This is a genomic window from Nibribacter koreensis (genome assembly GCF_039541795.1).
Lineage (GTDB): Bacteria > Bacteroidota > Bacteroidia > Cytophagales > Hymenobacteraceae > Nibribacter > Nibribacter koreensis.
The window spans coordinates 1397581-1422456 of record NZ_BAABGX010000001.1 but is presented as its reverse complement, the minus strand read 5'-3'; the positions used below and the strand labels follow the sequence as shown (position 1 = coordinate 1422456).

Annotated in this window: 21 protein-coding genes and 1 tRNA gene; 12 read left to right on the top strand and 10 right to left on the bottom strand. The window is 48.0% G+C overall.

The genetic code is table 11. The features are described 5' to 3' along the window. Positions 1 to 71 precede the first annotated feature (71 nt). Positions 72 to 1292: a peroxiredoxin family protein gene (locus tag ABD880_RS06125; RefSeq protein WP_345163625.1), complete on the bottom strand. Its 1221-nt coding sequence runs from the start codon at positions 1290 to 1292 to the stop codon at positions 72 to 74. Between the two features lie 187 nt (positions 1293 to 1479). Between ABD880_RS06125 and ABD880_RS06120 the strand changes: the two genes are divergently transcribed. Continuing rightward, on the top strand, positions 1480 to 3756 hold the full coding sequence (locus ABD880_RS06120; RefSeq protein ID WP_345163622.1) for an aconitate hydratase: 2277 nt from the start codon (positions 1480 to 1482) through the stop codon (positions 3754 to 3756). A 140-nt stretch (positions 3757 to 3896) separates the two neighbouring features. On the opposite strand, the gene ABD880_RS06115 is transcribed toward ABD880_RS06120, so the two are convergent. Continuing rightward, positions 3897 to 6620 carry a S8/S53 family peptidase gene (locus ABD880_RS06115; protein ID WP_345163619.1) on the bottom strand — a complete coding sequence of 908 codons (2724 nt, stop codon included), beginning with the start codon at positions 6618 to 6620 and terminating at the stop codon, positions 3897 to 3899. Positions 6621 to 6892: 272 nt separating this feature from the next. Here ABD880_RS06115 and paaN point away from each other — a divergent pair, with 272 nt between their 5' ends. The 3 genes from paaN (at position 6893) to ABD880_RS06100 (ending at position 10999) form a co-directional block, all read left to right on the top strand. Further along, on the top strand, positions 6893 to 8596 hold the full coding sequence (paaN, locus tag ABD880_RS06110; RefSeq protein WP_345163617.1) for a phenylacetic acid degradation protein PaaN: 1704 nt from the start codon (positions 6893 to 6895) through the stop codon (positions 8594 to 8596). Between the two features lie 182 nt (positions 8597 to 8778). Further along, positions 8779 to 10596 carry a PAS domain S-box protein gene (locus tag ABD880_RS06105; protein ID WP_345163614.1) on the top strand — a complete coding sequence of 606 codons (1818 nt, stop codon included), beginning with the start codon at positions 8779 to 8781 and terminating at the stop codon, positions 10594 to 10596. Next, positions 10589 to 10999 (top strand): response regulator, encoded by a 411-nt coding sequence (locus ABD880_RS06100; RefSeq protein WP_345163611.1) that lies wholly within the window; start codon positions 10589 to 10591, stop codon positions 10997 to 10999. Before ABD880_RS06105 ends, ABD880_RS06100 begins: the two co-directional genes overlap by 8 nt. Positions 11000 to 11058: 59 nt before the next feature. Here the strand turns inward: ABD880_RS06100 and ABD880_RS06095 are convergent, their stop codons facing one another. Then, positions 11059 to 11355 (bottom strand): sll1863 family stress response protein, encoded by a 297-nt coding sequence (locus ABD880_RS06095; protein WP_345163608.1) that lies wholly within the window; start codon positions 11353 to 11355, stop codon positions 11059 to 11061. A 138-nt stretch (positions 11356 to 11493) separates the two neighbouring features. Here ABD880_RS06095 and ABD880_RS06090 point away from each other — a divergent pair, with 138 nt between their 5' ends. The 6 genes from ABD880_RS06090 to ABD880_RS06065 all read left to right on the top strand — a co-directional run bounded on the left by ABD880_RS06090 (position 11494) and on the right by ABD880_RS06065 (position 18251). Continuing rightward, positions 11494 to 13314: a TrkH family potassium uptake protein gene (locus ABD880_RS06090; RefSeq protein ID WP_345163605.1), complete on the top strand. Its 1821-nt coding sequence runs from the start codon at positions 11494 to 11496 to the stop codon at positions 13312 to 13314. A 9-nt stretch (positions 13315 to 13323) separates the two neighbouring features. Further along, positions 13324 to 14007: a potassium channel family protein gene (locus ABD880_RS06085; RefSeq protein ID WP_345163602.1), complete on the top strand. Its 684-nt coding sequence runs from the start codon at positions 13324 to 13326 to the stop codon at positions 14005 to 14007. A gap of 97 nt (positions 14008 to 14104) precedes the next feature. Further along, positions 14105 to 15700: an alpha,alpha-trehalase TreF gene (gene treF, locus ABD880_RS06080; protein ID WP_345163599.1), complete on the top strand. Its 1596-nt coding sequence runs from the start codon at positions 14105 to 14107 to the stop codon at positions 15698 to 15700. Between the two features lie 466 nt (positions 15701 to 16166). Beyond that, positions 16167 to 16421 carry a hypothetical protein gene (locus ABD880_RS06075; protein ID WP_345163597.1) on the top strand — a complete coding sequence of 85 codons (255 nt, stop codon included), beginning with the start codon at positions 16167 to 16169 and terminating at the stop codon, positions 16419 to 16421. A gap of 488 nt (positions 16422 to 16909) precedes the next feature. Next, positions 16910 to 17521 (top strand): YqaE/Pmp3 family membrane protein, encoded by a 612-nt coding sequence (locus tag ABD880_RS19115; RefSeq protein WP_425575822.1) that lies wholly within the window; start codon positions 16910 to 16912, stop codon positions 17519 to 17521. Positions 17522 to 17810: 289 nt separating this feature from the next. Further along, complete coding sequence (locus ABD880_RS06065) at positions 17811 to 18251, top strand: response regulator (protein WP_345163594.1); 441 nt, start codon at positions 17811 to 17813, stop codon at positions 18249 to 18251. A gap of 228 nt (positions 18252 to 18479) precedes the next feature. Here the strand turns inward: ABD880_RS06065 and ABD880_RS06060 are convergent, their stop codons facing one another. Then, positions 18480 to 18899, bottom strand: coding sequence for a response regulator (locus ABD880_RS06060; RefSeq protein WP_345163591.1), 420 nt, complete (start codon positions 18897 to 18899; stop codon positions 18480 to 18482). A 159-nt stretch (positions 18900 to 19058) separates the two neighbouring features. Here ABD880_RS06060 and ABD880_RS06055 point away from each other — a divergent pair, with 159 nt between their 5' ends. Beyond that, entirely contained in the window at positions 19059 to 20156 is a 1098-nt protein-coding gene (locus ABD880_RS06055; RefSeq protein WP_345163588.1) for a PAS domain-containing sensor histidine kinase, read from the top strand. Positions 20157 to 20307: 151 nt separating this feature from the next. Here the strand turns inward: ABD880_RS06055 and ABD880_RS06050 are convergent, their stop codons facing one another. The 5 genes from ABD880_RS06050 to ABD880_RS06030 form a co-directional block, all read right to left on the bottom strand. Further along, on the bottom strand, positions 20308 to 21114 hold the full coding sequence (locus ABD880_RS06050) for a hypothetical protein (RefSeq protein WP_345163584.1): 807 nt from the start codon (positions 21112 to 21114) through the stop codon (positions 20308 to 20310). Positions 21115 to 21215: 101 nt separating this feature from the next. Beyond that, entirely contained in the window at positions 21216 to 21467 is a 252-nt protein-coding gene (locus tag ABD880_RS06045; RefSeq protein ID WP_345163581.1) for a hypothetical protein, read from the bottom strand. Positions 21468 to 21494: 27 nt separating this feature from the next. After that, positions 21495 to 22019 carry a hypothetical protein gene (locus ABD880_RS06040; protein ID WP_345163578.1) on the bottom strand — a complete coding sequence of 175 codons (525 nt, stop codon included), beginning with the start codon at positions 22017 to 22019 and terminating at the stop codon, positions 21495 to 21497. A 343-nt stretch (positions 22020 to 22362) separates the two neighbouring features. Beyond that, positions 22363 to 23253, bottom strand: a complete 891-nt coding sequence (locus ABD880_RS06035) for a hypothetical protein (RefSeq protein WP_345163576.1) — start codon at positions 23251 to 23253, stop codon at positions 22363 to 22365. A gap of 150 nt (positions 23254 to 23403) precedes the next feature. Next, positions 23404 to 23475: transfer RNA gene (locus tag ABD880_RS06030), tRNA-Arg, on the bottom strand. Between the two features lie 174 nt (positions 23476 to 23649). Between ABD880_RS06030 and ABD880_RS06025 the strand changes: the two genes are divergently transcribed. Beyond that, positions 23650 to 24069 (top strand): organic hydroperoxide resistance protein, encoded by a 420-nt coding sequence (locus ABD880_RS06025; RefSeq protein WP_345163573.1) that lies wholly within the window; start codon positions 23650 to 23652, stop codon positions 24067 to 24069. Positions 24070 to 24242: 173 nt separating this feature from the next. Here ABD880_RS06025 and ABD880_RS06020 read toward each other — a convergent pair whose 3' ends face one another. Beyond that, positions 24243 to 24851 carry a flavodoxin family protein gene (locus tag ABD880_RS06020; RefSeq protein ID WP_345163570.1) on the bottom strand — a complete coding sequence of 203 codons (609 nt, stop codon included), beginning with the start codon at positions 24849 to 24851 and terminating at the stop codon, positions 24243 to 24245. Positions 24852 to 24876: the final 25 nt, after the last annotated feature.

Here is a 24876-nt window from a genome sequence, read left to right as displayed (position 1 = left end):
AGCCAAAAACGAAATCGGCGCCATTCCTAGTTGGAACGGCGCCGATTTCGTTTTATATAGTCATTGGGTGCTTATTTCTCTGCGACCAGCTCATCAATGGTCTGGTTGAACTCCTTCACGAAGTCCTCATAGTATTTACCGGTGCCGGGGCCTGAGAAGCCCGTGTGTATTCTGCGCACTTTGCCTTTCTTGTCAATGAAGATGGTGGTAGGGAAGGAGACTACCTTGCTCAACGCCGGTAGGGATTTGGCTACCAGCTCTTTGTCTTTGGTGCCGGCCACTAGCAAGGTATAGTCCACGTCAAAGCGGTCTTTCATTTTGGAAATGCGGGTTTTGGCTTTCTCAAACTCGGGGCTCAATTCATAGCCTAGCCCAATGATCTCTACGCCGCGGCTTTTGTTCTTGGCGTACCAGGGTGCTAGAAAGGCGGTTTCATCCATGCAGTTAGGGCACCAAGACCCAAAGATCTGGACCACCACTGGTTTGCCTTTAAACTTGGGGTCTTCCAGAGACACCTTCTTGCCGTCTAAATCTGGGAAGGTGAAAGACAAACGGTCATAGCCAGGCTTGAGGTGCGTGAGTGTATCTGCTGATGGTAGCTCAAAGTTCTCGTTGCGCTTGGCAGTCCAGGTTTCATGCGCGGCAATGCCGGCGTAGAAATCGCCTTTCAAGGTGCCGTCTTCCTGCGGTTCGGCAGTGAACAAATAGGCGTGTGACCCGTCAAAGGTAGAGAGGCTCAGGCCCTTGCCGTTTACCTGGCCCTGCAAGAAGCGGTAGTCGCCGGTAGGAGTGAGGAACGTGCCCGTGAGATTGTTGCCGTTTTGTTTGAACTCGCCAATGGCCGGGTAAGAATTGCCTTCCTCGCCCTGAAAAAGTACTTCCCACTTGCCGGTCACGTCTACGTCTGGCTTGGCAGGATTCTTGGCAAAGCGCTCAGTATGGCCGTGCTCCGCAGAAAAAGGCAGGCTGTATGGCTGAGCCTGGTCGCGGCGTTCCCAGCGGCCGTTCAGTTTGCCTTTGTCTACCTTGGCATGCAGGGTGGCGTCAAAAATATGCATCTGCAGGCGCACGCTGTCCTGGTCAAAGGTGATTTCATCAATCAAAATTTTCTCTTCTCCGTTAACCAAGTACGCCACCTGTTTTCCCTGCTCCTCAGAGACAGTGAAATTGAAGGGCATCTCATGGCCGCTCACCTCAATGATACCACGCCAAGGGCCGGTCTCTAAGGCAGTACTAGGGGCAGAGGAGCACGCTGCCGTGAATAGACCCAGCGACAGGAAAAGGGAAGACACGAGTGGAGGGAGGCTATTTTTCAATATCATGCAACAAAGGTATTGGGCCAGGGTAAATTAACAGACAATTCTCTTAGAAATCTATATAGGGTTAGGAGATATTTAATTATTTGTGTAAAAGGGTTCTGTTTGCGACATTTGCGGACATTCCTTAAGTACTGAACCAAAATAAATACGAAGCAGATCTATGGCATTTGATGTAGACATGATCAAGGCAGTGTATGCGCAACTGGGAGACCGGGTTGCCGCAGCACGTACGGCAGTGGGCCGGCCTTTAACTTTAACTGAGAAAATCCTTTACTCACACTTATACAACGGCACGGCAACGCAGGCGTTTGAGCGTGGCAAGTCTTATGTGGATTTTGCACCAGACCGCGTAGCCATGCAGGATGCCACGGCCCAGATGGCTTTGTTGCAGTTCATGCAGGCGGGCCGTCCAACGGTGGCAGTGCCCTCATCCGTACACTGTGATCACTTGATCCAGGCCCGCGTGGGTGCTGAGCAGGATTTGTCTGAAGCCTACACAGAAAACAAAGAAGTCTATGACTTCCTGGCCTCTGTTTCTAACAAATACGGCATCGGGTTCTGGAAGCCAGGTGCAGGTATCATCCACACGGTGGTACAAGAGAACTACGCCTTCCCTGGCGGTATGATGATTGGTACTGACTCGCACACGCCAAACGCAGGTGGTGTTGGTATGATTGCCATTGGCGTGGGTGGTGCTGACGCCGTTGACGTAATGGCTGGCATGGCTTGGGAGTTGAAATTCCCTAAAGTGATTGGCGTAAAACTGACCGGCAAAATGAGCGGTTGGACAGCGGCCAAAGACGTTATCTTGAAAGTGGCGGGTATCTTGACCGTGAAAGGCGGTACTGGTGCCATTGTTGAATACTTCGGTGAAGGTGCCAACAACATCTCTTGCTCTGGCAAGGCTACCATCTGTAACATGGGTGCCGAGATTGGGGCTACTACCTCTGTCTTCTCTTATGACCAGAAGATGAGAGACTACTTGGTAGGTACTGAGCGTGCTGAAATTGCTGAACTGGCAGATCAAGTGGCTGAGCACTTACGCGCTGATGATGAGGTAATGGCCAACCCAGAAGCCTTCTATGACCAGTTAATCGAAATCAACTTGAGCGAGTTGGAGCCACATGTGAACGGTCCGTTCACGCCAGACGCGGCTTGGCCAATTTCTCAGTTTGCCGCCGCGGTTAAAGAGCACAACTGGCCAGCCAAACTGGAAGTGGGCTTGATCGGGTCTTGTACCAACTCTTCTTATGAAGACTTAACCCGTGCGGCTTCTTTGGCCCAGCAGGCTATTGATAAAAACCTGTCCGTAAACGCAGAGTACACCATTACCCCAGGTTCTGAGGTGGTGCGTTACACCGCTGAGCGTGACGGCATCCTGGATACCTTCGCTGAGATTGGCGGGGTGGTATTGGCGAATGCGTGTGGTCCTTGTATCGGACAGTGGGCCCGTCACACAGATGATCCTAAGCGCAAGAACTCCATCATCACGTCCTTTAACCGTAACTTTGCCAAGCGTAACGACGGTAACCCTAACACCCACGCGTTTGTAGCCTCTCCAGAGATTGTAACCGCCTTTGCCATTGCCGGTGACTTGACCTTCAACCCATTGACAGACACGCTTACCAACAAAAACGGTGAGCAAGTGAAGCTGGATGAGCCACAGGGTATTGAGTTCCCAGTAAAAGGCTTTGCGGTAGAAGACGCTGGTTACGTAGCCCCTGCGGCTGACGGAAGCGCCGTAAGCGTAGTGGTGGATCCTTGCTCAGACAGATTGCAGTTGTTAGAGCCGTTCAAACCATGGAACGGCCAAGACCTGACCGGTTTGAAATTGTTGATCAAAGCCCAAGGTAAATGTACGACTGACCATATCTCCATGGCCGGCCCATGGTTGAAATACCGCGGTCACCTGGACAACATCTCTAACAACATGTTAATTGGGGCCATCAATGCCTTCAACGGCGAAGCCAACAGCGTGAAGAGCCAGTTGGTGCGTGGTGGTGGGTATGACGAGGTGCCTAAGGTAGCCCGTACGTACAAAGCCGCTGGACTTGGTTCTGTAGTAGTGGGTGATGAGAACTACGGTGAAGGTTCTTCTAGAGAACACGCCGCCATGGAGCCACGTTTCTTAGGCGTTCAAGTGGTATTGGTGAAATCCTTCGCCCGTATCCATGAGACCAACTTGAAGAAGCAAGGAATGCTAGCCTTGACCTTTGCTAACAAGGAAGACTATGACCGCATTTTAGAGGATGACGTGATTGACATTGTTGGCTTGACCAACTTCACGCCGGGTGTTCCTTTGAAGGTGAGATTAAACCACAGCGACGGATCTTGTGACATCATTGAAGCCAACCATACTTACAATGAAGGTCAGATTGAGTGGTTTAAAGCTGGGTCAGCGTTGAACTTGATTAGATTACAGCAAAACCAAGCGTAAGCATTAGGTAGATACACAAAAAGAAAGGGCGACCATTTGGTCGCCCTTTCTTTTTGTCGTTTTTGGCCTGTTTTAAAGAAAACAGGCCAAAAACGACCTTCTAATTATTAAGCTTACCAAAGTTAGATCTGTAAACCTTTCTAGTTGGTAAGGACTACTTTTCTGGTAGTTACTTCCTTGCCCGAAGTGATTTTTAAGAAGTAAAGCCCTTTGGCTAGGTGCCCTAGCTGTAGTTCAGCTTTATCTGAATTGGCAATAGTCTGCTTGTATACCTCTCTTCCCTTGCTGTCAACTAAGGATAGTTGTGTTGATTGACGGGTAGACTTGTTGGCAAAAGAGACCGTTACCCTACCAGTAGATGGGTTAGGATACACAACAAGGTCGCCTTTGGCTAGGTCTTCTGGGCTGGCCGTAATGGTTCTGGCAGCAAGCATCTCCTGGTATTTCCTAGCTGCCGCGGCGGCATTTTCTAGTAGGGCTTCTTTGGTATTGGCGGCCACCAAGGCAAAGGCTACCGTGTCTGTCTGGGAAGGGGCTAGCTCCTTTACGGCAGAAGAAATCAAGAAGGAGACATCTTTGCCGTTGGTGTCTGTCATGCCGGCACTGGCGCGCTGAATGCCCTTAGACATGGCGTTGTATTTTTCTGCGGTGGTAAAGCCGTCCTCAAGGATGATGGTGCCAGATGGGGCGCCGTTGTTGTCAAAGGCATAAAAGCCGGGAGCTCCTTTGGTAAGCAGTTGAATGCCGGTGTAAATGCTGGCGTTGGTCTTAGGGTACGCCAGGCCCATTTTTAAGTCTGGGTTGTATTCCGCCACGTTTTTAGATGCCGTCTGCAAGTCCCAGTCTGCATAGATGCCCGCATAGGTTTTAGGGAGGTTTTGCTGGGTGCGGTTGGTAAGAAAATATTCCAGCACCACAAAGTCCTGGTTGGGGGCGTCTTTCCAGGCAAATACGTTCTGTCTAATGCGCATGCTCATGGTTTTTCGGGTGTTTAGGGAATCTTCCATGAGGTTGTTGGCAGAGAAGTCAGCTATGGGCGATGAAGGTCTGCGCTGCAAGGAGGTAACCGCGTAAAAATCCCGGTCTGTGGTGCTCTTTTCATTTCTGATGTTGTCAGAAACCAGCGTAGTAGAATAGCCTAATAGTAAACCACCCTCAAACAGCAGCGGCGTGTCATTTTTATATTTGACCCCGGCACCTACCTTAAAGTTCTGCCCGTCATAGGCAATATTACCCCTGTTAAGGATAGAGGCTTTTAAGTTGTTGACATTGGTAGTGATGTAATCTGGGTTGACCAATATTTTAAAGTATTGGTAGTCTGTGTAGTTGCCGTCTTGAAAGCTTAAGCGCAACAGTACCTCTGTATTGATGGGTGCATCATTGGTAGCCTTGATGATGAACGGCACTGCGTTATTGTTGAAAGCGGCCAAGGTGCCACGGCTACCAGCGGCAAACTCGTCTTTGATGATTTGAATGTAAGGACTATTAGAGCTCAGGTACACGTACAGGTCAGATACCGGTGATAGGAAGTTAGTGACAGATACGCGCACCTCGGTGGCCTCTCCCGGGTACATGACCCCAGACTGCCCAATCTGCCAGGAGGTTGCCCTGGCCGACTTAGCCTCTGTTTCGCGTAAGGCTCTGTGCAAGTTAAGACGGCCTCTCCCCAGTTTTTCAAGGTAAGGTTCATTGGCCTCTATCATGTAAATGTCGTCTGCCGTTACGCGTAACTGTTCTGCTATCTGCAAGGCGGTCATCTGCGGAAAGTGGCTCCTTAAAATACCGGCAGCACCCGCCACGATTGGAGACGCCATAGAAGAACCGCTGCCAATCGCATAGCTGTTGTTATTTTCATCACGGGCGGTGAGAACGTTCACTCCCAGGGCCCCAATATCCACAGCATGGCTAAAAGTATGCGTGCTTCCTTTGACATCATTTGGATCTAAGGCCGCTACAGATAACACGTTCTGGTAAGAGGCTGGGTAAAAGTCCAGTTCCTCATTGGTATTTCCAGCTGCCGCTACAATCACCACATTCTTGTTGATGGCTGCATAGTTGATAATGTCCTGCTCAAACGCTGAAGGTGAGCCTGCGCCCCCCCAGGATAAGTTGATCACATGGCATCCATGGTCAGCGGCGTACACAATGGCGTCATATCCCTTAAAGGTGCCCTGTGAGCTAGAGGAGTACATCTTAACGGGCAAAAACTTGCATTTGAACCCCACGCCGGCCATCCCTTTGCCGTTGTCTGCCTGCGCAGAAGCAATAGCGGCCACGTTGGTGCCGTGCCCGTTGGCATCTGAGGAAGGGTTGTTGTCATTGTCTGCCAGATCCCAGCCTCTAAAGTTGTCAATGTAACCGTCATTGTCATTGTCAATGCCGTCAATAGGGTCTGCGAAGTTGTATTTGATATTACCCACCAGGTCCTCCTGGGTAAGGCGCACGCCGGTGTCCAGAATGCCAATGAACACGTTGGTGTCTCCTTTGCTGATGTCCCAGGCATCATAGGCTTTTATCTTATTGAGGTAGGTGCGCTGTCCTCCAGAGATAGGATTGGCCTGCGGGTCATTTGGCGTGTACAGCGGAGCATAGTAGTAGAGGGGCTCCACATACTCTACCTGACCAGACGCCAACAGCTGTTTTTTTATCTGCTCAAAGGACTGTCCGGGTGCATATGCTAATTCATAAATAAGCGATAGGTCTACCAGTTTTTTGCCGTTTGCCTTGGACAAGGCGGCAGGGGGTAAGGCTGCGGCCTTCGGGAATTTGCGGTGCACAGAGGTAACCGCCACCTGTTTTAAAAGCTGATCTATGCCTGTCTGCGCAGATTTGGCCTGGGCAGAAGCAGTAGAAGGTGCCTTCATTTTGAAGACCAATAAGTTAGGTTCTACAGTAGGCTTGGTTTGGGCAACAGCAGAATGTCCAAATGCTACCAAACCTATATTAAGGACAAAAAGCAAACGGTAAAAAAGCTTCATTTAAATATGGCTAAATAAGTAGTTACACCTACGGTTAAAGAGCGGAAAAAGGAGGGGATCTGTATGTAAAATACACAATTTAGAATAGGTACTTACATACTTTACAATTAAATTTAGGTTTCAGTATACTGTTTGCAAAGATACCATATAAATAAGACATGAAAGAGCCAATTTCACAGGACATCAAAGAGTTACAAAACTTAACGGAGCAACACCGTCCAGTTTTAGAACGTGCCATACAAGCCTTGCATGAGCGTACTTTTTTTTCGCAGTACCCAGAACACCCATCACCGGCCGTCTATGGAGAAGGCGCAGACCAGGCCGGATTAGAAAAATACCAGAGCCTGCTAGGCAAGCCTTATGAGGAGCTGCTGCAGTCTGGCGCCGAAGGTTGGGCCGGACAAGAGGAGTCTCCCTACAATCAAGAGAATCTGGGCATTACCTATCCCACTTTCTCAGTAGATACGCTGGTGGCTCGTGGCCAGGCAGCGTTCCATGTCTGGAGAAAGCTTAGCCCCTTAGAGCGCGCCACTATCCTTATTGAAAGCCTGGAAAGAATGAAGGCCCGTTTCTATGAAATTGCCCACGCTACCATGCACACCACCGGGCAGGCCTTCATGATGTCTTTTCAGGCCTCTGGTCCGCATGCGGCAGACAGAGCCTTAGAGGCCATTGCCGCCGGCTATGAGGAGCAGACGCGTTTTCCAGAGCACCAGGTTTGGGAGAAGCCAATGGGTAAGTTCAACCTAAAACTAAACAAAAGTTGGAAGGCAGTTCCCAAAGGTCTTGGCTTGGTGGTGGGCTGTTCTACATTCCCTACCTGGAACACCGTGCCAGGCATGTACGCTAGCTTGGTGACCGGTAACCCGGTTATTGTAAAGCCACATCCCAAAGGTGTATTGCCCATAGCCATTGTAATTGCCGAACTGCAGAAAGTGCTGGTTGAGTACGGCCTGGACCCTAACATCTGCCAGTTAGCCGTTGACCCTGACGACCGCCTCATCACCAAAGATCTGGCCGAGCATGAAGCCATTAAACTGATTGACTACACCGGCGGAACCTCTTTTGGGAATTACCTGGAAGACTTAAAAGGCAAGACCGTTTTCACTGAGAAAGCAGGGGTGAATTCAATCATTCTGGACTCTGTGGAGGACCTTGACAAAGTGGTGCAGAACCTAGCCTTTTCCCTAACCTTGTATTCAGGGCAGATGTGTACGGCGCCGCAGAACTTCTTCATCCCGGCCAACGGCATCACCGTGGCAGGAGAGCAAATGCCGTATGAAGAGGTAGTGGCTAAACTAGCCGAAGCTGTGAAAGGCTTGGTGAACAATCCAAAAGCGGGACCGCATGTACTGGGCGCCATCCAGAACCCATTGACGCAACAACGCGTGCAGGATTTGGAGAAAGGCAACGGCCGCAGCGTTCTGTCTACCTGTGATGTAGCCAACCCTGGTTTTGCCAATGCCCGCATCTGTACACCGGTCATTTATGAAGTAGAGGCGGCAGAAAAGGACTTGTACAGCCAAGAGTTGTTTGGACCTATTGCACTCATCATCAAAACCAAAAATACGCAAGAGTCCATTCAGTTGGCACAGGAAATGGCCATGCAACACGGGGCCATCTCATGCGGTGCCTATACCACAGATCCAGCCGTGAAGGAAGAAATCATGGACCAGATGGGCTTGGCAGGTACACCGGTGAGCTTTAACCTGACAGGCGGTATCTATGTAAACCAGAATGCCAGTTTCTCAGACTTCCACGTGACGGGGGGCAACCCGGCAGGTAACGCTTCCTTCACTAATCCAGAGTTTGTAATCAAGCGGTTTACCTGGGTAGGGTTTAGAGAGCCGGCGGCTAATTAAAACCTTTCTTTTTTGGAGAAAACCTCAGTCCCGTTGAACAGGATTGAGGTTTTCTTTTCTATCTTGGTGCTGTTGTGACGGATTGCCGGCTGCAGTTGGCAAATTGGAGAGAAGACTGACCAAACATTGATATCCCCCTCATCCTTTCCTTTCCTTAAGAAGAGGCAAAGACACAGATTAATTTGACTCCAGAGCATCCATACCGCATATTATTTGACAATAACCCACTCCCCATGTGGGTGTTTGACACAGAGACCTACCGTTTTTTGATGGTCAACCATGCGGCCATTGATCTGTATGGGTATAGTGAGCAGGAATTCCTGCAGATGACCATTAAAGACATACGGCCAGCAGAGCAGTTGCCTGCTTTAGAAAGCGTCCTTGCACAAGGCCGAAGCGCTTTTAACAAGGCTGGTGACTGGGTGCATAAAACCAAAGACGGCCGCCTCTTACACGTAGAGATTGCTTCGCATACCTTGCCCGTGCATGAGGGGCAGGGCAGAAGGCTGGTAGTCATTTATGACATAAGTGCCCGTAGACAAGCCGAACAACAGCTGCAAGCCGCTGAAAGTCTGGCACAAGCCATTCTTAGGAATATTGAAGAGATTGTCTTCTCCATGAATGAAAACCTGGAGGTGACCTATGTAAGTCCGCAGTGTGAGGAGAATCTGGGCTACAGGCCAGAGCAATTCTACCAGAACAAGGGACTGTGGCTTTCCTTGATTCACCCAGAAGACCGGCACCTTGTTGAAGAATCCCTACCCCTGATAAAAGCCTCGCAAAAGCAGTTTCAACTGGAGCTTAGGGCCATGACCGCTCATAAGGGCATACGGTGGCAGTTAATCCAATGCGTGGCAACCCTTAACCAGGCTGGTGAATTTGTTAGGCTAGACGGCAGCATCATTGACATCAGTAAAAGGAAAAAGGCGGAGCACAGTCTGCAGTTCTCAGACTTCTCTGTAGAGCGTGCCGCCGAAGCCTTCTTATGGACCAAACCAGATGGCAGCATCATGCGCGCCAATGCGGCGGCCTGCGCGTTGCTGGGGTATTCAAAAGAAGAACTGCTCAAGCTCTCTATTCTGGATGTAGACGCCCAATTCAAAGAGGACGTCTGGAAATGGAGCCAGGAAGACCAGTCCCTGGCCCATGAAACCGTTTTTAAGAATAAAGCTGGCAGGCACTTTCCGGTGGAGATTCATTTAAACCATTTTAGGTTTGACGGAGAGGATTACTGCTTTGCCTCCATTAAGGACATTAGCACCCGTAAACAGGCAGAGGCAGAGCGTACCAGCCTCATTGAAGAAACGGTGCGGCAAAATGAGCACTTGCAACAGTTTGCCTACATAGTCTCTCATAATTTAAGGGCGCCGGTGGCCAATATTGTGGGACTCACCAGTCTTTATAACCGAGAGGACTTACAAGACCCCATCAATCCGGTGCTGATCAATAAATTAGAGCGTACTACTAAGCGGCTGGATTCTACAATCAAGGATTTAAATGAAATCCTGACCATTAGAAGCCAAACGGAGAAAGTACTGGAGCCGGTTAACGTAGAACAGATCTTGTTAGACGTGCGGGAAAGTATTGCCAGCCAGTTAAACGCCGGTAATGCCACCTTTTCGGCAGATTTTACACAGGGCAACCGCGTGTATGGTGTAAAAGGCTATGTGCACAGTATAATTTTAAACCTGATCCTCAACGCCATAAAATACAGTAGCCCAGACCGGGGTTTGGAAATTAAGATTAAAACTGTACTTTCAGATGGATATTTATGCTTTATGCTACAAGATAATGGGTTGGGCATTGACCTAACCAGGCAGCAGCATAAGATTTTTGGTTTGTACAGACGCTTCCATCCACATATAGAAGGCAAAGGCTTGGGTCTACACATGGCCAAGACCCAGGTAGAGTCAATAGGTGGCTGGATAGATGTAGAAAGCGCCGTCAACCAAGGATCCACATTTAAAGTTTACTTTCAAGCATACCCTAGGAATGAATAAGTATCAGCGGGTTTTTCTTATAGATGATGATGAGATCCACAACTTTCTATGTGAAAGTGTGATTAGAAACCATCAGTTTGCCGAAGAGGTGTATAGCTTTCTCTGGGCCGAGGAAGCCCTGAAGGCGCTCTCCAAAATAGTGGAGGAGACCCCAGAGAAGTTTCCTGAGATTATCTTCCTGGACATTAACATGCCGGGCATGGACGGCTGGGAATTTATTGAGGAATACCGCAAGCTGCCCAAAGAACTCACTGCCAAATGCAACTTGTTCGTGCTGTCTTCGGCCGTAGACAAGAAGGACATCACCTACGCGCGTAGCCTTTCTGAGGTGCGGGATTTCTTCTCCAAGCCGCTCACCACTGAAATCCTGGAAATCATCTCTGAGGTATACGCCCAAGAATAGGTCGTTTTTGGCCTGTTTTCTGGAAAACAGGCCAAAAACGATTCCTTTCCATAGGTAAGCTAAAACAGTTTTTTAATGCTGTCGCTGAGGTCTTCCAGGCTTTTTTTGATTTCTTGCCAGGTGCTGTCCGTAGCCGTTGAGCTGTCCTCAAGTTTTTGCGCAATGAGCGCGCGCTTGGCCTCCAGGGCGGCAATGTGCTCATGGTAGGTATGATGAGAGTCTGCGGTGGTGGCATGGGCCCTTCCTTGCAACACTTTTATCTTGGCATCCAGCTCTTCTAAACTCTTCTTGGCCTCTTCTTGATTCAAGTGCTCAGGCGCGCGCATGTTTTCTGGTTTCAGGTTATAGGTATCCATAGTATTTTCTTAGGTTTGGTGACGTATGGGCTTTCTTACTATGCCCCCCAGAAAATGTTCCACTATCTTACGACAAACCTATTAAGATTAGGATAGTATAGAAAGTCTGCTTATCCGTTTTGGATTTTATATTTGCGCATGAACCCTAAGAAGAAAGTACCCAAGCCGCTCATAATTTCTTTGCACCAATTGCCCTGGTTGGTTGCGGCTATAGATACTTTCTTGCTCTACTTAAGCAGCTTAGCCCTGCTTGTTTTTCTGTATGACATTGGGTTTAAGCACCCAAGTTATGGGGTGGACATGGTGCTCCATTACGTTTACCACATGTTCTTTCTGGTGGTGTTGGCAAGCCTGTCCCTAAGGACGGCCGTGTTAATGAAGACAGGCATCAGGAGGCCTTCCCTCATATTTGAAGGGGCCCTCTTGCTGTTGATGGCCTTGGCTTTGGTAGCTAAGTTCTTTTTGAAGAACACCTTGACTAGCAGCCATACCCTGTTGTGGTTTTTTGACAGTGAGTACCTCATCTACGGGATTATCTTCTACGTTTTCTTTGTAGAGGTTTCTAAGAAAACGTTGCTCTTCTATAGATCTGCCATTAACCCGGCCCAATTATTTGTATTGAGCTTCTTGTTCTTGATTGCCATTGGAACGGTGCTGTTGCTGCTGCCTCAGTCCACCTACCAGGGGATTAGTTTCATGGATGCCTTGTTCACGTCTACCAGCGCCGTCTGCGTGACCGGCCTGATTACGGTAGATACGGCTACGGTCTTCACGCCAACGGGCAAAGTGATTATCCTTGGCCTTATTCAAGTGGGCGGGTTGGGGATCATGACTTTTGCCAGTTTCTTCGGGATATTCTTTCAGGGGTCCAGCATTAAAAGCTCTCTGTTTATGAAAGACTGGTTAAGCGAAGACAACTTGGGCCAGATTACGCGCACACTCTTTAAAATTGTAGCCTTCACGCTTATTGTAGAAGCCATAGGGGCAATTCTACTATATTTCAGCCTGAATGGCTTACCACCCAACGTAATTGAGGAACGGGTGAGTTTTTCCGTCTTTCATGCCATATCTGCTTTCTGTAACGCAGGTTTCTCTACCTTAAGCTTGGGACTGTATGACCCGGTGATCAGGTTTAATTACGCTCTGCAGCTTGTACTGGCTTTCCTGGTTATTTTTGGGGGACTGGGCTTTCCGGTGGTGTTCAACTTTTTCAGGTACGGGCGCTACCAAGTAAAACGATTATACAGTTCTCTGGTCCATAAAAATAAGATTGACCACAAGGCCCGGCTTCTGCAGGTAAACACCCTGCTGGTAACCATCACCACGCTGGTGTTATTGGTAGTGGGTACCTTCTTGTATTTTATGTTAGAGAAAAACAATACTCTGGCAGAGCATTCGCTTACGGGTAAATGGGTGGGTGCTTTCTTTGGATCAGTGACCCCCAGGACGGCGGGGTTTAACACGGTAGACATGGCGGCACTTAGTGCGCCCACCATTTTGCTCTACCTTCTTTTTATGTGGATTGGTGCCTCGCCGGCGTCTGTGGGTGGCGGTATAAAGACCACTACCTTTGCCATAGCCATGCTTAACATTTACAACCTGGCCAAAGGCAAGGACAGGGTAGAAGTGTTTAAAAGAGAAATAGCCGAAGAGTCTGTGCATAAGGCCTTTGCCGTAATTCTATTGTCTTTGCTGGTAATAGGTTTGGCCATTTTTCTGGTAACCATCTTTAATCCAGAACTAGAGTTGACGGCAGTGGCTTTTGAGGCCTTCTCAGGATTCTCCACCGTGGGTCTTTCCCTGGGCATTACGCCTTTGCTCAGCAACCCCAGTAAGGTGGTAATCATCATTACCATGTTTCTGGGCAGGGTGGGTACGCTCACCCTGCTCATCGGCTTATTCCGGAAGGTGAAAACTCTCCGTTACCGTTATCCTAATGAAAGCATCATCATCACGTAAACTCCTGTTATGCGCTATATTGTAATTGGCTTAGGTTATTTTGGCTCTTCGTTGTCCATGAAGCTCACAGACATGGGCCATGAGGTCATTGCCGTGGACTTAGACATGGCCAAGGTAGAAATGTACAAAGACCGCGTTACGCATACCATTTGCCTGGATGCCAGTGACCTGCAGGCCCTATCTACTTTGCCCATAGCCGACACAGACATAGTGCTGGTAGGTATTGGCGAGGATTTTGGCGCCTCTGTCATGGCTACAGCCATCTTTAAGCAGCTGGGAGCTAGGCGATTGTATAGCCGGGCCATCTCGCCGCTGCACCAGACAGTACTAGAGGCCATTGGGGTAGACCAAATCATACGGCCAGAGCAGGACAGCGCCGAAAGACTGGCCAAGAAACTGGAAATGCGGGGCGTGATTGATTCCTTTGACCTAACGGAAGACTACAACATCATAGAAGCCACCGTGCCGGATAAATATGTGGGCATGACCATTGCGGAAACCAATTTTAGGGCCAGGTACCAGGTGAACGTGCTCACCATTCTCAGAAACCAGGAGACGCGCAACATGTTCGGGAAGGCACATCTCAAGCCTAAAGTACTAGGCGTGGTAAAGGCGGAGACTGTTTTTGAGCAGGGAGACATTCTGGTAGTCTTCGGGAAGATACAGGACATTGACCGCCTCCTGCATGAATAGAAGATTTGGGAAAAGCATGGGTAGCAGGTAAGGCATGCAAACCCTTTACCTTACCTGTTACTCAACCCGCCAAGTCTGCGTAGAAGCCTAGAAAATCATGGCTATGCTTTCTCGTCCAAATTTCTTGAATGCCCGCGTTTGGCTGTTGTTTCTCTGGCTCTGTTGGCTGGGGGATGGTCAAAGGGCACAAGCACAATACCGGCCGCATCAAGACCTGGGTGCGTTATTTGCTGACGTACAGTTAAAGCCTGTCTTCCCAGATTCCAAGACGTTTCCAGACTGTATTCCGCTGGCGCCTCCTGCCGTCATTGCCCAGAGATATGCCCAGGAAAAAGACCAACCCGGCTTTGACCTAAAAGCATTTGTAGCGCGGAACTTTCAACTGCCGCCCCAGCCGGGCACCAATTTCACCTCCAACCTAGATGCCACGGTAGAGACGCACATTCAAAGGCTATGGCCCGTGCTCACCCGGCAGCCAGTTCCAGAAGAAAGCTCCCTGTTGGCGTTGCCCAAGCCCTACATTGTGCCCGGCGGACGGTTTAGGGAGATCTATTACTGGGACAGTTATTTTACCATGCTGGGCTTGCAGGTGAATGGCCAGACGGAGCTCATCCAGCACATGGTGGACAATTTTACCCACCTCATTCAGACTACGGGCCATATTCCCAACGGCAACCGTAGCTATTACCTAAGCCGCTCCCAACCGCCCTTTTATGCCTTGATGGTACGCGTGTTGGCCCAGGAGAAAGGAAAGAGAGTGCTGGCACAATACGGCCCCGCGCTGCAAAAGGAATATGACTTCTGGATGGCGGGCGCCCAGGATCTCAGTAGCCAGACGCAGGCCTCTAAGCGGGTAGTGAGAATGCCCAACGGCGCCTTACTCAACAGATACTGGGACGATGATCCCCAGCCCAGGCCAGAGGCTTATAAAGAGGACGTAGAGGTTGCCAAAGCCTCTCAGAGAGACCCCCAAGAAGTGTACCGACACCTGAGAGCCGCCGCAGAGTCTGGCTGGGATTTTAGTAGCCGTTGGCTGGCAGACGGGGCACATTTGACTTCCATTGAAACCACCAACCTGATTCCGGTAGATTTAAATGCGCTCCTCTACCACCTAGAAGTGACCCTAGCAGAGGTGGCCCGCCTGAACGGCAACCAGGGCCGGGCTAAAGAATTCATTCAAAAGGCCAAAAAACGGAAAGAGGCGCTGCTGCTTTACTGCTGGAATCCGCAGGAGCAATTCTTCTTTGACTACCACTGGGTCAAGAAAAGCCATAGTCCTGTCCCTACCCTGGCGGCGGTCTTTCCGCTTTACTTTTGCATGGCCACCAAAGCCCAGGCCAAAGGCGTTGCTCAGAAACTTGAGGCAGACTTTTTGCAGACTGGCGGCCTTAGAACCACCTTGCAGCATACGGGCCAGCAGTGGGACGCGCCCAATGGATGGGCGCCTTTGCAGTGGATGAGTATACAAGGCCTGAAAGCCTACAAGCACAAAGCCCTGGCTGACACCGTGGCTCAAAGATGGATACGTCAAAACCTGCGCGTGTTTAAAGAGACTGGTAAGCTCACCGAAAAATACCATGTAGAACAGGCAGGACAGGAAGGCGGCGGCGGTGAATACCCCAACCAAGACGGCTTTGGCTGGACCAATGGCGTTTTACTAAGGCTGCTAAAAGACCAGAACGGCAGGCGGTAAAGCAGGCATGTCTCAAAACCAGCAGCCGTTTTTAGCCTGTTTTCTAGAAAACAGGCTAAAAACGGCTGCTGCATGTATACATGAAATGACGGGTAGGATCGGGTTAATCCCGTTTAGAGTCGCGTTTCTGTTGTTTCTCGGCGCGCTTTTCCTTTAAGGTTTTGGTAGCGGCCTTTTTGCTGGTGTCTTTTACGGGTGTTTTTCCTTTTGCCATGGTAGTAGATCTTTTGAGTAAGGTAGGTAATAAACGTAAGAACTAACAGCCTTATCTGCGAGGGCCGTACTTCTGGTACGCACATTGTCACCAGAAGATGCTGTGCAGCAAGTCCTACATCCTTCTTTATAAACTAGCATTTGCGCGTGGGTATTGCCTGGCCCAGTATGAAAGGAGAAAATATTCTGGAGATAGTATAAGTACAGTTGGCAGATTACGCGTATGTAAATAAGCTCAATGGAGAGGTGCGCTATGAGGAGGACAACCACATTTACGAAGGATGAGCTGGTATATTTTCTGTTGCAGGGAGTCTCTCCCTCAGAGCTGGAGTTTCTGTACGGAATCTTCTTTGACGAGATGGATTACTATTCCCTGGAAGACATAGAGGAGATTAAGGAAAGCCTGCGGTGCGAGATGATTGTGCGCCTGGAGGCTGGATTACTGGGATATGGTGCTAGCCGCCGTGCAACGCAAGCCGTAGCACCACTACCTTATAAATGTCCCTAATTCGTTTCATCTGTGGGCATCCTTTAGGCTTCGGTCTTTCAAAACTATGATTTTCATCAATAGCTAGCCTTTTGATTAAAGGTTGAACCAAGCTTTAAAAACCATCCCTGGTTTAATTTCAGGCCCCATTCTAAAAAGTAACAATACTTAATTGGCTCTTACTAGGGCGTCCTGCCGTCGTTTTTGCCCTATTTTCATGAAAATAAGCCAAAAACGGATATGCGCGCTGGTCATCTTAGAGGATTGGGGGAGTAATAAGCAGTTTGCTCATGGACAAATTGCCTGGATTGACCCATACGCCCTAGTGCGACTTTGCATTGGAGAAAGAAATAAATGGCTCTGTTGAGGGAATAAGACCCCTGAAAACAAACAAAACTGGCCAAAAGCAGTAGAACAATCTTAAGAAAAGTATTGAACTCCTTATCAACTAACAAGGAGGGGACTTCCTAAACAAACAAGGCTATTGCGTACACTTTTACTTTAATTCTATGAAAATCAACAAAAATCTACACGTAGTATGGGTTCTCTTGGTGGGTCAGTTTTTATTCTCCTGCAGTAACGCTGACTATTACCGCTTCGCGCCATCTAAAGCAGAGGCATATAACAAGACGCAGGCCAAGCCAGCCCCAGAAGCAAAAGTAGCCACTGTTGTCACTACCGTGGCAGAAGCTCCAGTAGCAGAGGCGGCGCCCGTTGCAGCGGGGCCGGTACTTGAGGCATCAGTAGCAAAAGCAACGCCTGCCTTGGCAGAGAAGAAGCAACTAGCCACCGTTACACCCGCTGCGCCCGCACCCACCAAAACAGAGATTGATGCCACTCCTGTAACAGAGGCAGAAGCCGTAGCCCTGGTGAAGGCCAGAGTAGCCAGCATGTCTAAGTTTGAGAAGGAAATGCTAGCCAGTGAGGTGAAAAACGCCTTGCGCGCCGGCCAGGCCACCAACATCATTGAAATCATCTTCGCTATATTGATTCCGCCGCTGGGAGTGTTCTTGCATGAGCGTGAACTCAACACCAAGTTCTGGCTGAGCGTGCTGTTAACCTTGCTGTTTGTGATACCGGGTATCATCTATGCCTTGCTGGTAGTCACGGACTCCATCTAGCCATTGTGTAGTAAACACACGATCAAAAAAGAAGGGCGTATCCTGTAACAAGGGTACGCCCTTCTTTTATAACAAAAGCATACGTTCCGCTTTGTTAATGGATAGGTGGGGAGTTTTGACCGCCCACGTAAGAAAAATAATCGTTAAAAAGCCCATCTTTAGGGTCTCATATAAAATATTCTGTAATTGGCTAGGCAACGTTGTAGTAGTTTAGCAGTACAACAAGGGTAGACCCAGGACGTACCCCAAACAATGCGCAAGTATTCCTGTTGTCCTAAAAATGAACCACATGGAGCGGATTAAGTGCGTGTTATTGGTAGATGATGACCATTCGGCTAATTTTATCACCAAGACGGTCATCAGTAAGTTAAACTGCTCAGAAGAAATTGTAATAGCGTTGAACGGCCGCGAGGCCTTGGAGATTCTAGCGGAGAGATGTCAGGGAGATTCTGGCAAGCCGTGTCCCCAATTAATCCTGCTGGACGTGAAGATGCCGGTCATGGACGGGTTTGAGTTTCTTAAGAACTTTGAGCTGCTTCCCCTGGCCCCAGAACGCAGACCAGTGGTGATCATGCTCAGCACATCTACCAATCCTAAAGACCTGCAGCTGGCCCAAACCTTTAAGATAGGCGAGTTCATTACCAAACCCCTCAAGGCAGACCAGATGGAACGCCTGCTTGATAAATACTTTAAATTGGATGAGGAGTCTACTCTGCAAGAGTGCTCCTGAAAATTGCCTTTAGTTAAAAGGAACAGAATCCGTTTTTAGCCTGTTTTCTAGAAAATACGCCAAAAACCAATGAACCTGCCAAGCGGTTAAGGGTCCCCTGCACCCACCGCCGTTGCCCTGAGAACAAAAAAGAGTGTCTGCTGTTCAAAGGGAGAAGAAAACTCTATAGTACTATTAATTTACTCTTTTTAGTTAGAATCTTATAGAAGACCAGGACCCAGGTTAAGGCTAGTTGAGGTTGATGATGTCCAGCACCTTTTCACGGGTGAGCGGCTTTCTTAGGTAAGCGGCCACGCCCAGCGCCTCGGCGCGGCTTTGGTAGGTGCGGTTGCCGTAATAGCTTAACAAGACCACCTTAGGGGCCGGAGAGGCCAAGGGCAGCGTGTTCAATTGCTCTAAAAAGTCAAAACCGTCACTGTCTGGCATTCTAATGTCTAGCAGTACCAGGTCTGGAAAGCGAGCGGTGCCAGACCGTTCACGCAACAGGCTAATGGCCTCAGGCACATTGGTAGAGGTAGTGACTTTTCCGCCCAGGCCCATAGAGGTCAACAAGTCTTCAATTAAGAACAGGCTAGAGGCATCATCATCTATTACCAGGATTTCTCCTAAGGCAAGTGGATTGTTGGATAACTTTTTTTCTAGGGCCATAGTGCTGAGGATATACCCAAAGGTACGAAATAAAGAAGAAAATTAATTGTTAAAAGATTGTGAGGCCCCTTGCAACGCAGACAGGTTATAAATAGTAATACGCATATACTTATATGCCTCTATGCTGTAAAAAAGCAGAGGCACTACCTTTAAGATACAATGATGGAAAGTGAAGTAACCTTTCAGCATGCGCCGCTGGTAGAGCGGGTGGCTGAAACCTTTGGACAGGCTTATTTTGTGTTCGATCTCAAAACCAACCGGTTCAAATACCTTAACAGAGCATTCTCTCACCTGTTTGGCGTCTCTGAGGAGATTGCCCTGGCAGACGCTGCCCAGATACATGGTTACTTGCATGAAGAAGACCGTCCGTTCCTGTATGACCAGTACGCCAAGCTTTTAACGGTCAAGGAGCAGGAGGGAATTGAATTTAGGATACAGGTGCCAGCCCAGGAAGAAAAATGGATTTGCCTGTGCTGCCAACTCTATGAAGAAAAGGAAGAGACGCTGGTGACGGGCTTCGCCGAGGACATTACGCAGCGTAAGGAGTACCAGTCCAACATCCTCAAGTTCAACTCTAAGAAAAACTCCACCCTAGAGATTCTCTCACATGACCTGGCCGCGCCCTTCAACAACATTGAGGGCATGATTGAGCTGCTGGAGACTGAGTTGAAGGACTCACAGTCTGTGGTGCTCAATCTGGTGCATTACATCAAGGAGAACGCCAAGAAGGGCTCAGACATGATTCGGGATTTTGTGGACAATGAGTTTCTGGAGTCGGCGCAGATTGTGTTGCACAAAGAGCGCATAGACATCTGCCACCGGGTAAGAATCATGATTGACAACTACCAGCAGATGAGCGGCGGCTTGATCTCCAAGAACTTTGTGATGGAACTGCCAGATGAGCCTCTGTTCATGTACCTGGACGTCATGAAGTTCATGCAGGCCTTCAACAACCTAGTCTCCAATGCCATCAAGTTCACCCATGACCACGGTACCATCAAGGTGAAGGTAGAAGATAAGGTTGCCACTACCTTGTTCACGGTGTCAGATGACGGCATTGGCATCCCGCAAGACTTGCAACCCAGGTTGTTTGACAAGTTCACCTCGGCCCGCCGCGAAGGCATTAAAGGCGAGAAAAGCATTGGCCTGGGCATGTCCATCATCAAGAAGATAGTAGAACTGCACCAAGGCAAAGTTTGGTTTGAAAGCCAGGAAGGAAAGGGCAGTACCTTCTACATGGAATTACCCAAAGAATAGACACACTCCTATAAGCTGGATTTGAAATGAATGCTCCGTTTTTGGCCTGTTTTCTGTAAACCAGGCCAAAAACGGAGCATTTGATTTTACCATCTATCCACCACTGCTTTTCAAGAAATGTCTTTGTAAAGCAGCAGATGATGCAGGATAGTTACTGGTACGTGTAGGTATAGCTGGTTTTGGTGGTGCTAAAGCCGTTTTTAAGGAGCGCCTCTATAGGATAGCCCTGGTCATTGTAGGTGTAGGCGACGTTGTAGCTGGTAGGGTTCTTGGACCCGTCAATTCTATTGACAATGCGGTAGTCTACCACGTTGCCGGCGGCGTATTCAATCAAAGGTGTCTCCCTGAATCTGTTGTTCACGCCCACCAAGGGCAAATACGGGATGGGTTGCTTTTTACCATCATAAGTGATGGTGATATCCTCTATAAAAGGGCCGTTGCCTGCATACATGGTTTTTTCTATGCGGTCATTAACGCCATTGGAGTAAAAATACTTGAACCGGTACAGAACGTAGGTTGGATCAGTGGGACTGTGGTAGGTGGTTTCTTGCAGTTGGCCTTGGGCGTTGTATGTGTGCAGATAAAAATTGTCTTCAGATACCCCGCCTATTGAAAAATTTGCCAGGTGCTTCACCAATTGGTTTTGGGCGTTGTACTCTCCCGTAAAAGTGTAAGCCCCTTCTTTCTGGCGGTAAAAGCGTCCCTGGGCATCATAAAAATACTCCACTTTCCAAGAGGTGGTGTCGCCTTGGGTGACTACTTTGGTCAGATTGCCCAGCCGGTCAAAGACATATTCTCTAGTGGGTTCATCACCGGTTCTGGCGGTTTTAACCACAAGCTTTTTAGGACCATCATTTTCTGGTTGGGTAGGGTCCTCACAGCCCGTTAGCAGTAGTGTGCAGAACAAGGGCAGAAACAGACAGGCGCGTCCAACCCTGAAAAGATAGTGCTTAATCATAGATAGAATATTGAATTAAATATAGATTTATTATATATACGCTTGCGAACCCTGTTTATTGCGCAATAAATGTAATCCTTAAGTTAGGGGCGCAGCAGACCTTAGCTGAGCAGGACTACCTTATTGTTTCTGTAAATGGCCACGCTTATGCGGCCTAGGTTCTTGATACCTATGCGTACTTCATACTGCACCTGCTCGCCGTTTTCTACGCAGGTAAACGAGTGAGTTTCTCCCAGCAGCGATTTCTTCTCAGAAACCACCTCGCCGTTGTATTTGACGGTTTCCTCACCAGAAAAGGAGTTGTCTACCTCAATCTTGACATTGTCTGATAAGTATAAGGTGATGACGTTCATCTGACAATTATTTTGGTGAATCTAAAACTACAAAAATTTAGAGATCACAAAGTTAGTGCCCTTGATTTTGGTGACACCGTCTTCTTCTTGCAGCTCAAACCCAACGGCTTTGCCTGGTACGTGCGTAGAGGAGGTCTCTTGCGGCTCTTGCTCCAAAGCGAAGTTGATAAGTGACAACTGGGAAGATTTTCTCTTGGCGGCCTTGGCTTGTTCTTTCTCCTGCCTGATGCGCAGTTTTTCAGCTAGCTTGGCTTCCAAGATCTTTTGGTCATGCTCATAGGCCAGGTAGTATAGCAAGTGCAGGAAGCTCTGGGCATCGGCTAATAGAAATTTCTCACCGAAGGAGCTGGTACCATACAGGCGGGCGTCTTTATCCTCAATCTCCAGAAACGCCTTCTGGGCCATGGCCTCTTCTAGTAGGGTAGAGGTGTAAAACAGCGGATTGTCTTTGTCTTTGCCCAAGGCCCTGTTGAACCTTAGTTTGCCTTCCTTGTGCTTGATTTGGGCATTAAAATGCTTAACCCGCAAGGGAACGTTGATTGAAGCGGTCATGACAGATTAGGTAAAAGTGTATTATAGGCTTAGTTTAGGTGGTATGGATTGGGTTTGCTGGTACTCTGTTTTTTGTTGAAAGAAGCTTTGCCTGCCTCAATAGGGTATAGGGCTTTCATACCTGAAAGCAAAAAAAGGTTAGCGTTTTTGGCCTCTTTCTGAGAAATCAGGCTAAAAACAAAGGGTCTTAGGTGGAAGGGGGATAGTACGGTTTACTATGAACACCCTAAATTATGAAAAGAAAACCACCTAGAATTCTATATAGTAAAACAAAAATGCCACTCTGGTTAAGGAGTGGCATTTTAAGTTAGCTAAATGCTAGAATCTATGGAATAATACAAACCTACTTTGGGTCGTATTCCAGGCTATGGGTTATGGTTCTGTCTTTTATCTCTACTGGAAAACCTTGGTCATTATACTTATAGGTAAATTGATTGCTATAAGGTGTTTGTGTAATAGTAGTGACACTATTAGAGGTAGAATAGTGATAATCAATTGTATTAATAGTGACAGGATTGTTAGGGCTCCAGTTGTTCATATAGCTGTATAGAAGGTGTCTGACATGCCCATGAAAACGATTGGGGTTACCAACCTGATAAAAGGGATTCTTCTTATCATCATAAGTAAGCCTCTGGTCTAAATCTATGGTCAGTTCACCTTTCTTGAATTGGTCAACTTCATAGTAAGTTTCTCTGGTAACATTGTTGCGGTCATCATACTCAAACATGATAACTTGGAAGATCCCGTCAGGATGATTAGGATCAGATAGAAATTGTCGGTATTGTAGATTAATCCTGCTTACACGGCCTTTGGAATCATAAACAAATAGATACTTAACATAGGGAGTATCTTCATCAGGTAAATAGGTTCCTGCAAAAGAAATTCTTCCTAAGTTGTCATAAGTAAAAGACTCCTTGGATGTAACTTTTGAGGTGCTAGTATTGGTGACTTGACTCTGCACAAGTTGATTCTGTGCATTAAAAGTGTTGTCAAACCTCAATCCACGGTTAGCTACTAGGTCTTTGTTGATTGCATTATGCTCCAATAAGCCACCTTGGTCATTATATTTAAAAATATAGGTAGCCGTAATATCAGGTTTATTGGTGTCTGTGGCAGTGACCTTGACTAGCCTTAGGTCTTTTGGTTTTACTTCTTCTTCTATTTCTTCCTTGTCTGTACACGAAAAAGAAAGAGTGGATAGAAAAAGGCAAACAAAGAAAAGCGATTTCTTCATAATGGAGAATTAGATTTTATGCTTGATATAATTGGAAGGGAAAAAGTAAGCGCAAATACTATATTTTTCCAAAGTTTGGTTGCCTCAATGATTTTGGTTAGATGCAAAAAAGCCTCTCAACATCCAGTTGAGAGGCTTTTTTAATTCAAGTGGCCGCGTCAGGAATCGAACCTGAATCGAGAGCTTCGGAAACTCCAATACTATCCGTTGTACTACGCGGCCTGAGTATTGCTGGGGCAAAAGTAGGAAATGCCTGGGTAGGATGAAAGCCAGCCTATCTGTTTTTTGCCTGTTTCAGCCAAAACAAGCCAAAAATGACGGGCCTGCATTTTTCTTTCAACATTTAGCGGTCAAAGCAGTTTAATTAAGACATTGGCTTACCTTATCCATAACACTATGAAAAGATTGTATACAGCGGAAGTAACCGCTACCGGCGGCCGAAGCGGCCAAGTAAAATCCTCAGACGGCATCATTGACATGCCTATCCGTATTCCTGAAGGACTGGGCGGCAAAGGCGGGGCCACCAACCCAGAGCAGTTGTTTGCGGCGGGCTACGCGGCCTGTTTTCAAAGCGCCTTGCAACTGATGGCCAGCAAACAACATATACGTTTGGATGAGAAATCTACCGTGACCGCGCACGTGGGTCTGGACCAGTTTGACGACGGACGCTATGGTCTTGCCGTACAATTGGATGTAAAGGTAGATGGCGTAGACAAAGAAAAAGCCCAAGAACTAGTGGAGTTGGCGCATGAGGTGTGCCCGTATTCTGTTGGTACCAAAGGTAATATTGACGTTCAATTGAACGTGCTAGATTAAGTAAATCGTTTTTGGCCTGTTTTGGCCGAAAGAAGCAAAAAATGGGAGCCTTCTAAAAAAGGCTCCCATTTTTTTTTTAAGTGGTACATCATAAGGCGACTAGAAGTTGATGTAGAAATAAGCTATGTACTACTGGTCTTCAAGTACCTCTCATCCTCAGATTAAAAGGGTGCTTATTTATTTTTAGCATCAGTTTTGGGCTTGACTTCCGCGAAGGTGACTAATTGCTGGACCATTTTCTGGGCCGTGGAATCGTAGTCTTTTTCATATTTGGCCAGCAGTTCTTCTTTGGTAGGTTTCTGGTCTTTGGCCTGCTTGTCCCAGAGCACGGTCAAAGAGGCAAACGGCGGAAACGTGAGGCCAATGGCATTGAAGAAATTGCCCACGTTGGCAATGATGGTTTGGGCTCCGTCAGAGTCGCCAGTGACCAGCACGCCGCCTACCTTGCCATCCAACTTAGATTCTTTGCCGGCCATGATCTCATCATGCAGCTCATCAAGGCGCTCAATCACCCGCTGAGTTTCTGAGGAATGGTTGTTCCACCAGATAGGAGAGGCCAGCAGAATGATGTCAGCGGCCAGGAGTTGCTCCAGAATCTTGGGCCAGTCATCGCCTTCGCCCATGTCATTGTACGTGCCTGCTAAAATAGAATGCTCCACCAGTTTAATGATGGAGCATTCTATTTTCTGCGCCTCCAGGTGCTTCTGGAAGAACTCGCATAAGACCTCCGTGTTAGACAGGCCGGTTTTCTTTAAGGTGCCTAGTAAAATAATTGCTTTCATGCCGTTAAGGTGTTGGTGTCAATCA

What these genes read in the sequence shown, in the direction of transcription:
- ABD880_RS06120 (WP_345163622.1), top strand. Translation starts at nt 1,480, where the DNA reads ATGGCATTTGATGTAGACATGATCAAGGCAGTGTATGCGCAACTGGGA.
- ABD880_RS06115 (WP_345163619.1), bottom strand. Translation starts at nt 6,620, where the DNA reads ATGAAGGCACCTTCTACTGCTTCTGCCCAGGCCAAATCTGCGCAGACA.
- paaN (WP_345163617.1), top strand. Translation starts at nt 6,893, where the DNA reads ATGAAAGAGCCAATTTCACAGGACATCAAAGAGTTACAAAACTTAACG.
- ABD880_RS06100 (WP_345163611.1), top strand. Translation starts at nt 10,589, where the DNA reads ATGAATAAGTATCAGCGGGTTTTTCTTATAGATGATGATGAGATCCAC.
- ABD880_RS06095 (WP_345163608.1), bottom strand. Translation starts at nt 11,355, where the DNA reads ATGGATACCTATAACCTGAAACCAGAAAACATGCGCGCGCCTGAGCAC.
- ABD880_RS06090 (WP_345163605.1), top strand. Translation starts at nt 11,494, where the DNA reads ATGAACCCTAAGAAGAAAGTACCCAAGCCGCTCATAATTTCTTTGCAC.
- ABD880_RS06085 (WP_345163602.1), top strand. Translation starts at nt 13,324, where the DNA reads ATGCGCTATATTGTAATTGGCTTAGGTTATTTTGGCTCTTCGTTGTCC.
- treF (WP_345163599.1), top strand. Translation starts at nt 14,105, where the DNA reads ATGGCTATGCTTTCTCGTCCAAATTTCTTGAATGCCCGCGTTTGGCTG.
- ABD880_RS06075 (WP_345163597.1), top strand. Translation starts at nt 16,167, where the DNA reads ATGAGGAGGACAACCACATTTACGAAGGATGAGCTGGTATATTTTCTG.
- ABD880_RS19115 (WP_425575822.1), top strand. Translation starts at nt 16,910, where the DNA reads ATGAAAATCAACAAAAATCTACACGTAGTATGGGTTCTCTTGGTGGGT.
- ABD880_RS06065 (WP_345163594.1), top strand. Translation starts at nt 17,811, where the DNA reads ATGGAGCGGATTAAGTGCGTGTTATTGGTAGATGATGACCATTCGGCT.
- ABD880_RS06060 (WP_345163591.1), bottom strand. Translation starts at nt 18,899, where the DNA reads ATGGCCCTAGAAAAAAAGTTATCCAACAATCCACTTGCCTTAGGAGAA.
- ABD880_RS06055 (WP_345163588.1), top strand. Translation starts at nt 19,059, where the DNA reads ATGATGGAAAGTGAAGTAACCTTTCAGCATGCGCCGCTGGTAGAGCGG.
- ABD880_RS06050 (WP_345163584.1), bottom strand. Translation starts at nt 21,114, where the DNA reads ATGATTAAGCACTATCTTTTCAGGGTTGGACGCGCCTGTCTGTTTCTG.
- ABD880_RS06045 (WP_345163581.1), bottom strand. Translation starts at nt 21,467, where the DNA reads ATGAACGTCATCACCTTATACTTATCAGACAATGTCAAGATTGAGGTA.
- ABD880_RS06040 (WP_345163578.1), bottom strand. Translation starts at nt 22,019, where the DNA reads ATGACCGCTTCAATCAACGTTCCCTTGCGGGTTAAGCATTTTAATGCC.
- ABD880_RS06035 (WP_345163576.1), bottom strand. Translation starts at nt 23,253, where the DNA reads ATGAAGAAATCGCTTTTCTTTGTTTGCCTTTTTCTATCCACTCTTTCT.
- ABD880_RS06025 (WP_345163573.1), top strand. Translation starts at nt 23,650, where the DNA reads ATGAAAAGATTGTATACAGCGGAAGTAACCGCTACCGGCGGCCGAAGC.
- ABD880_RS06020 (WP_345163570.1), bottom strand. Translation starts at nt 24,851, where the DNA reads ATGAAAGCAATTATTTTACTAGGCACCTTAAAGAAAACCGGCCTGTCT.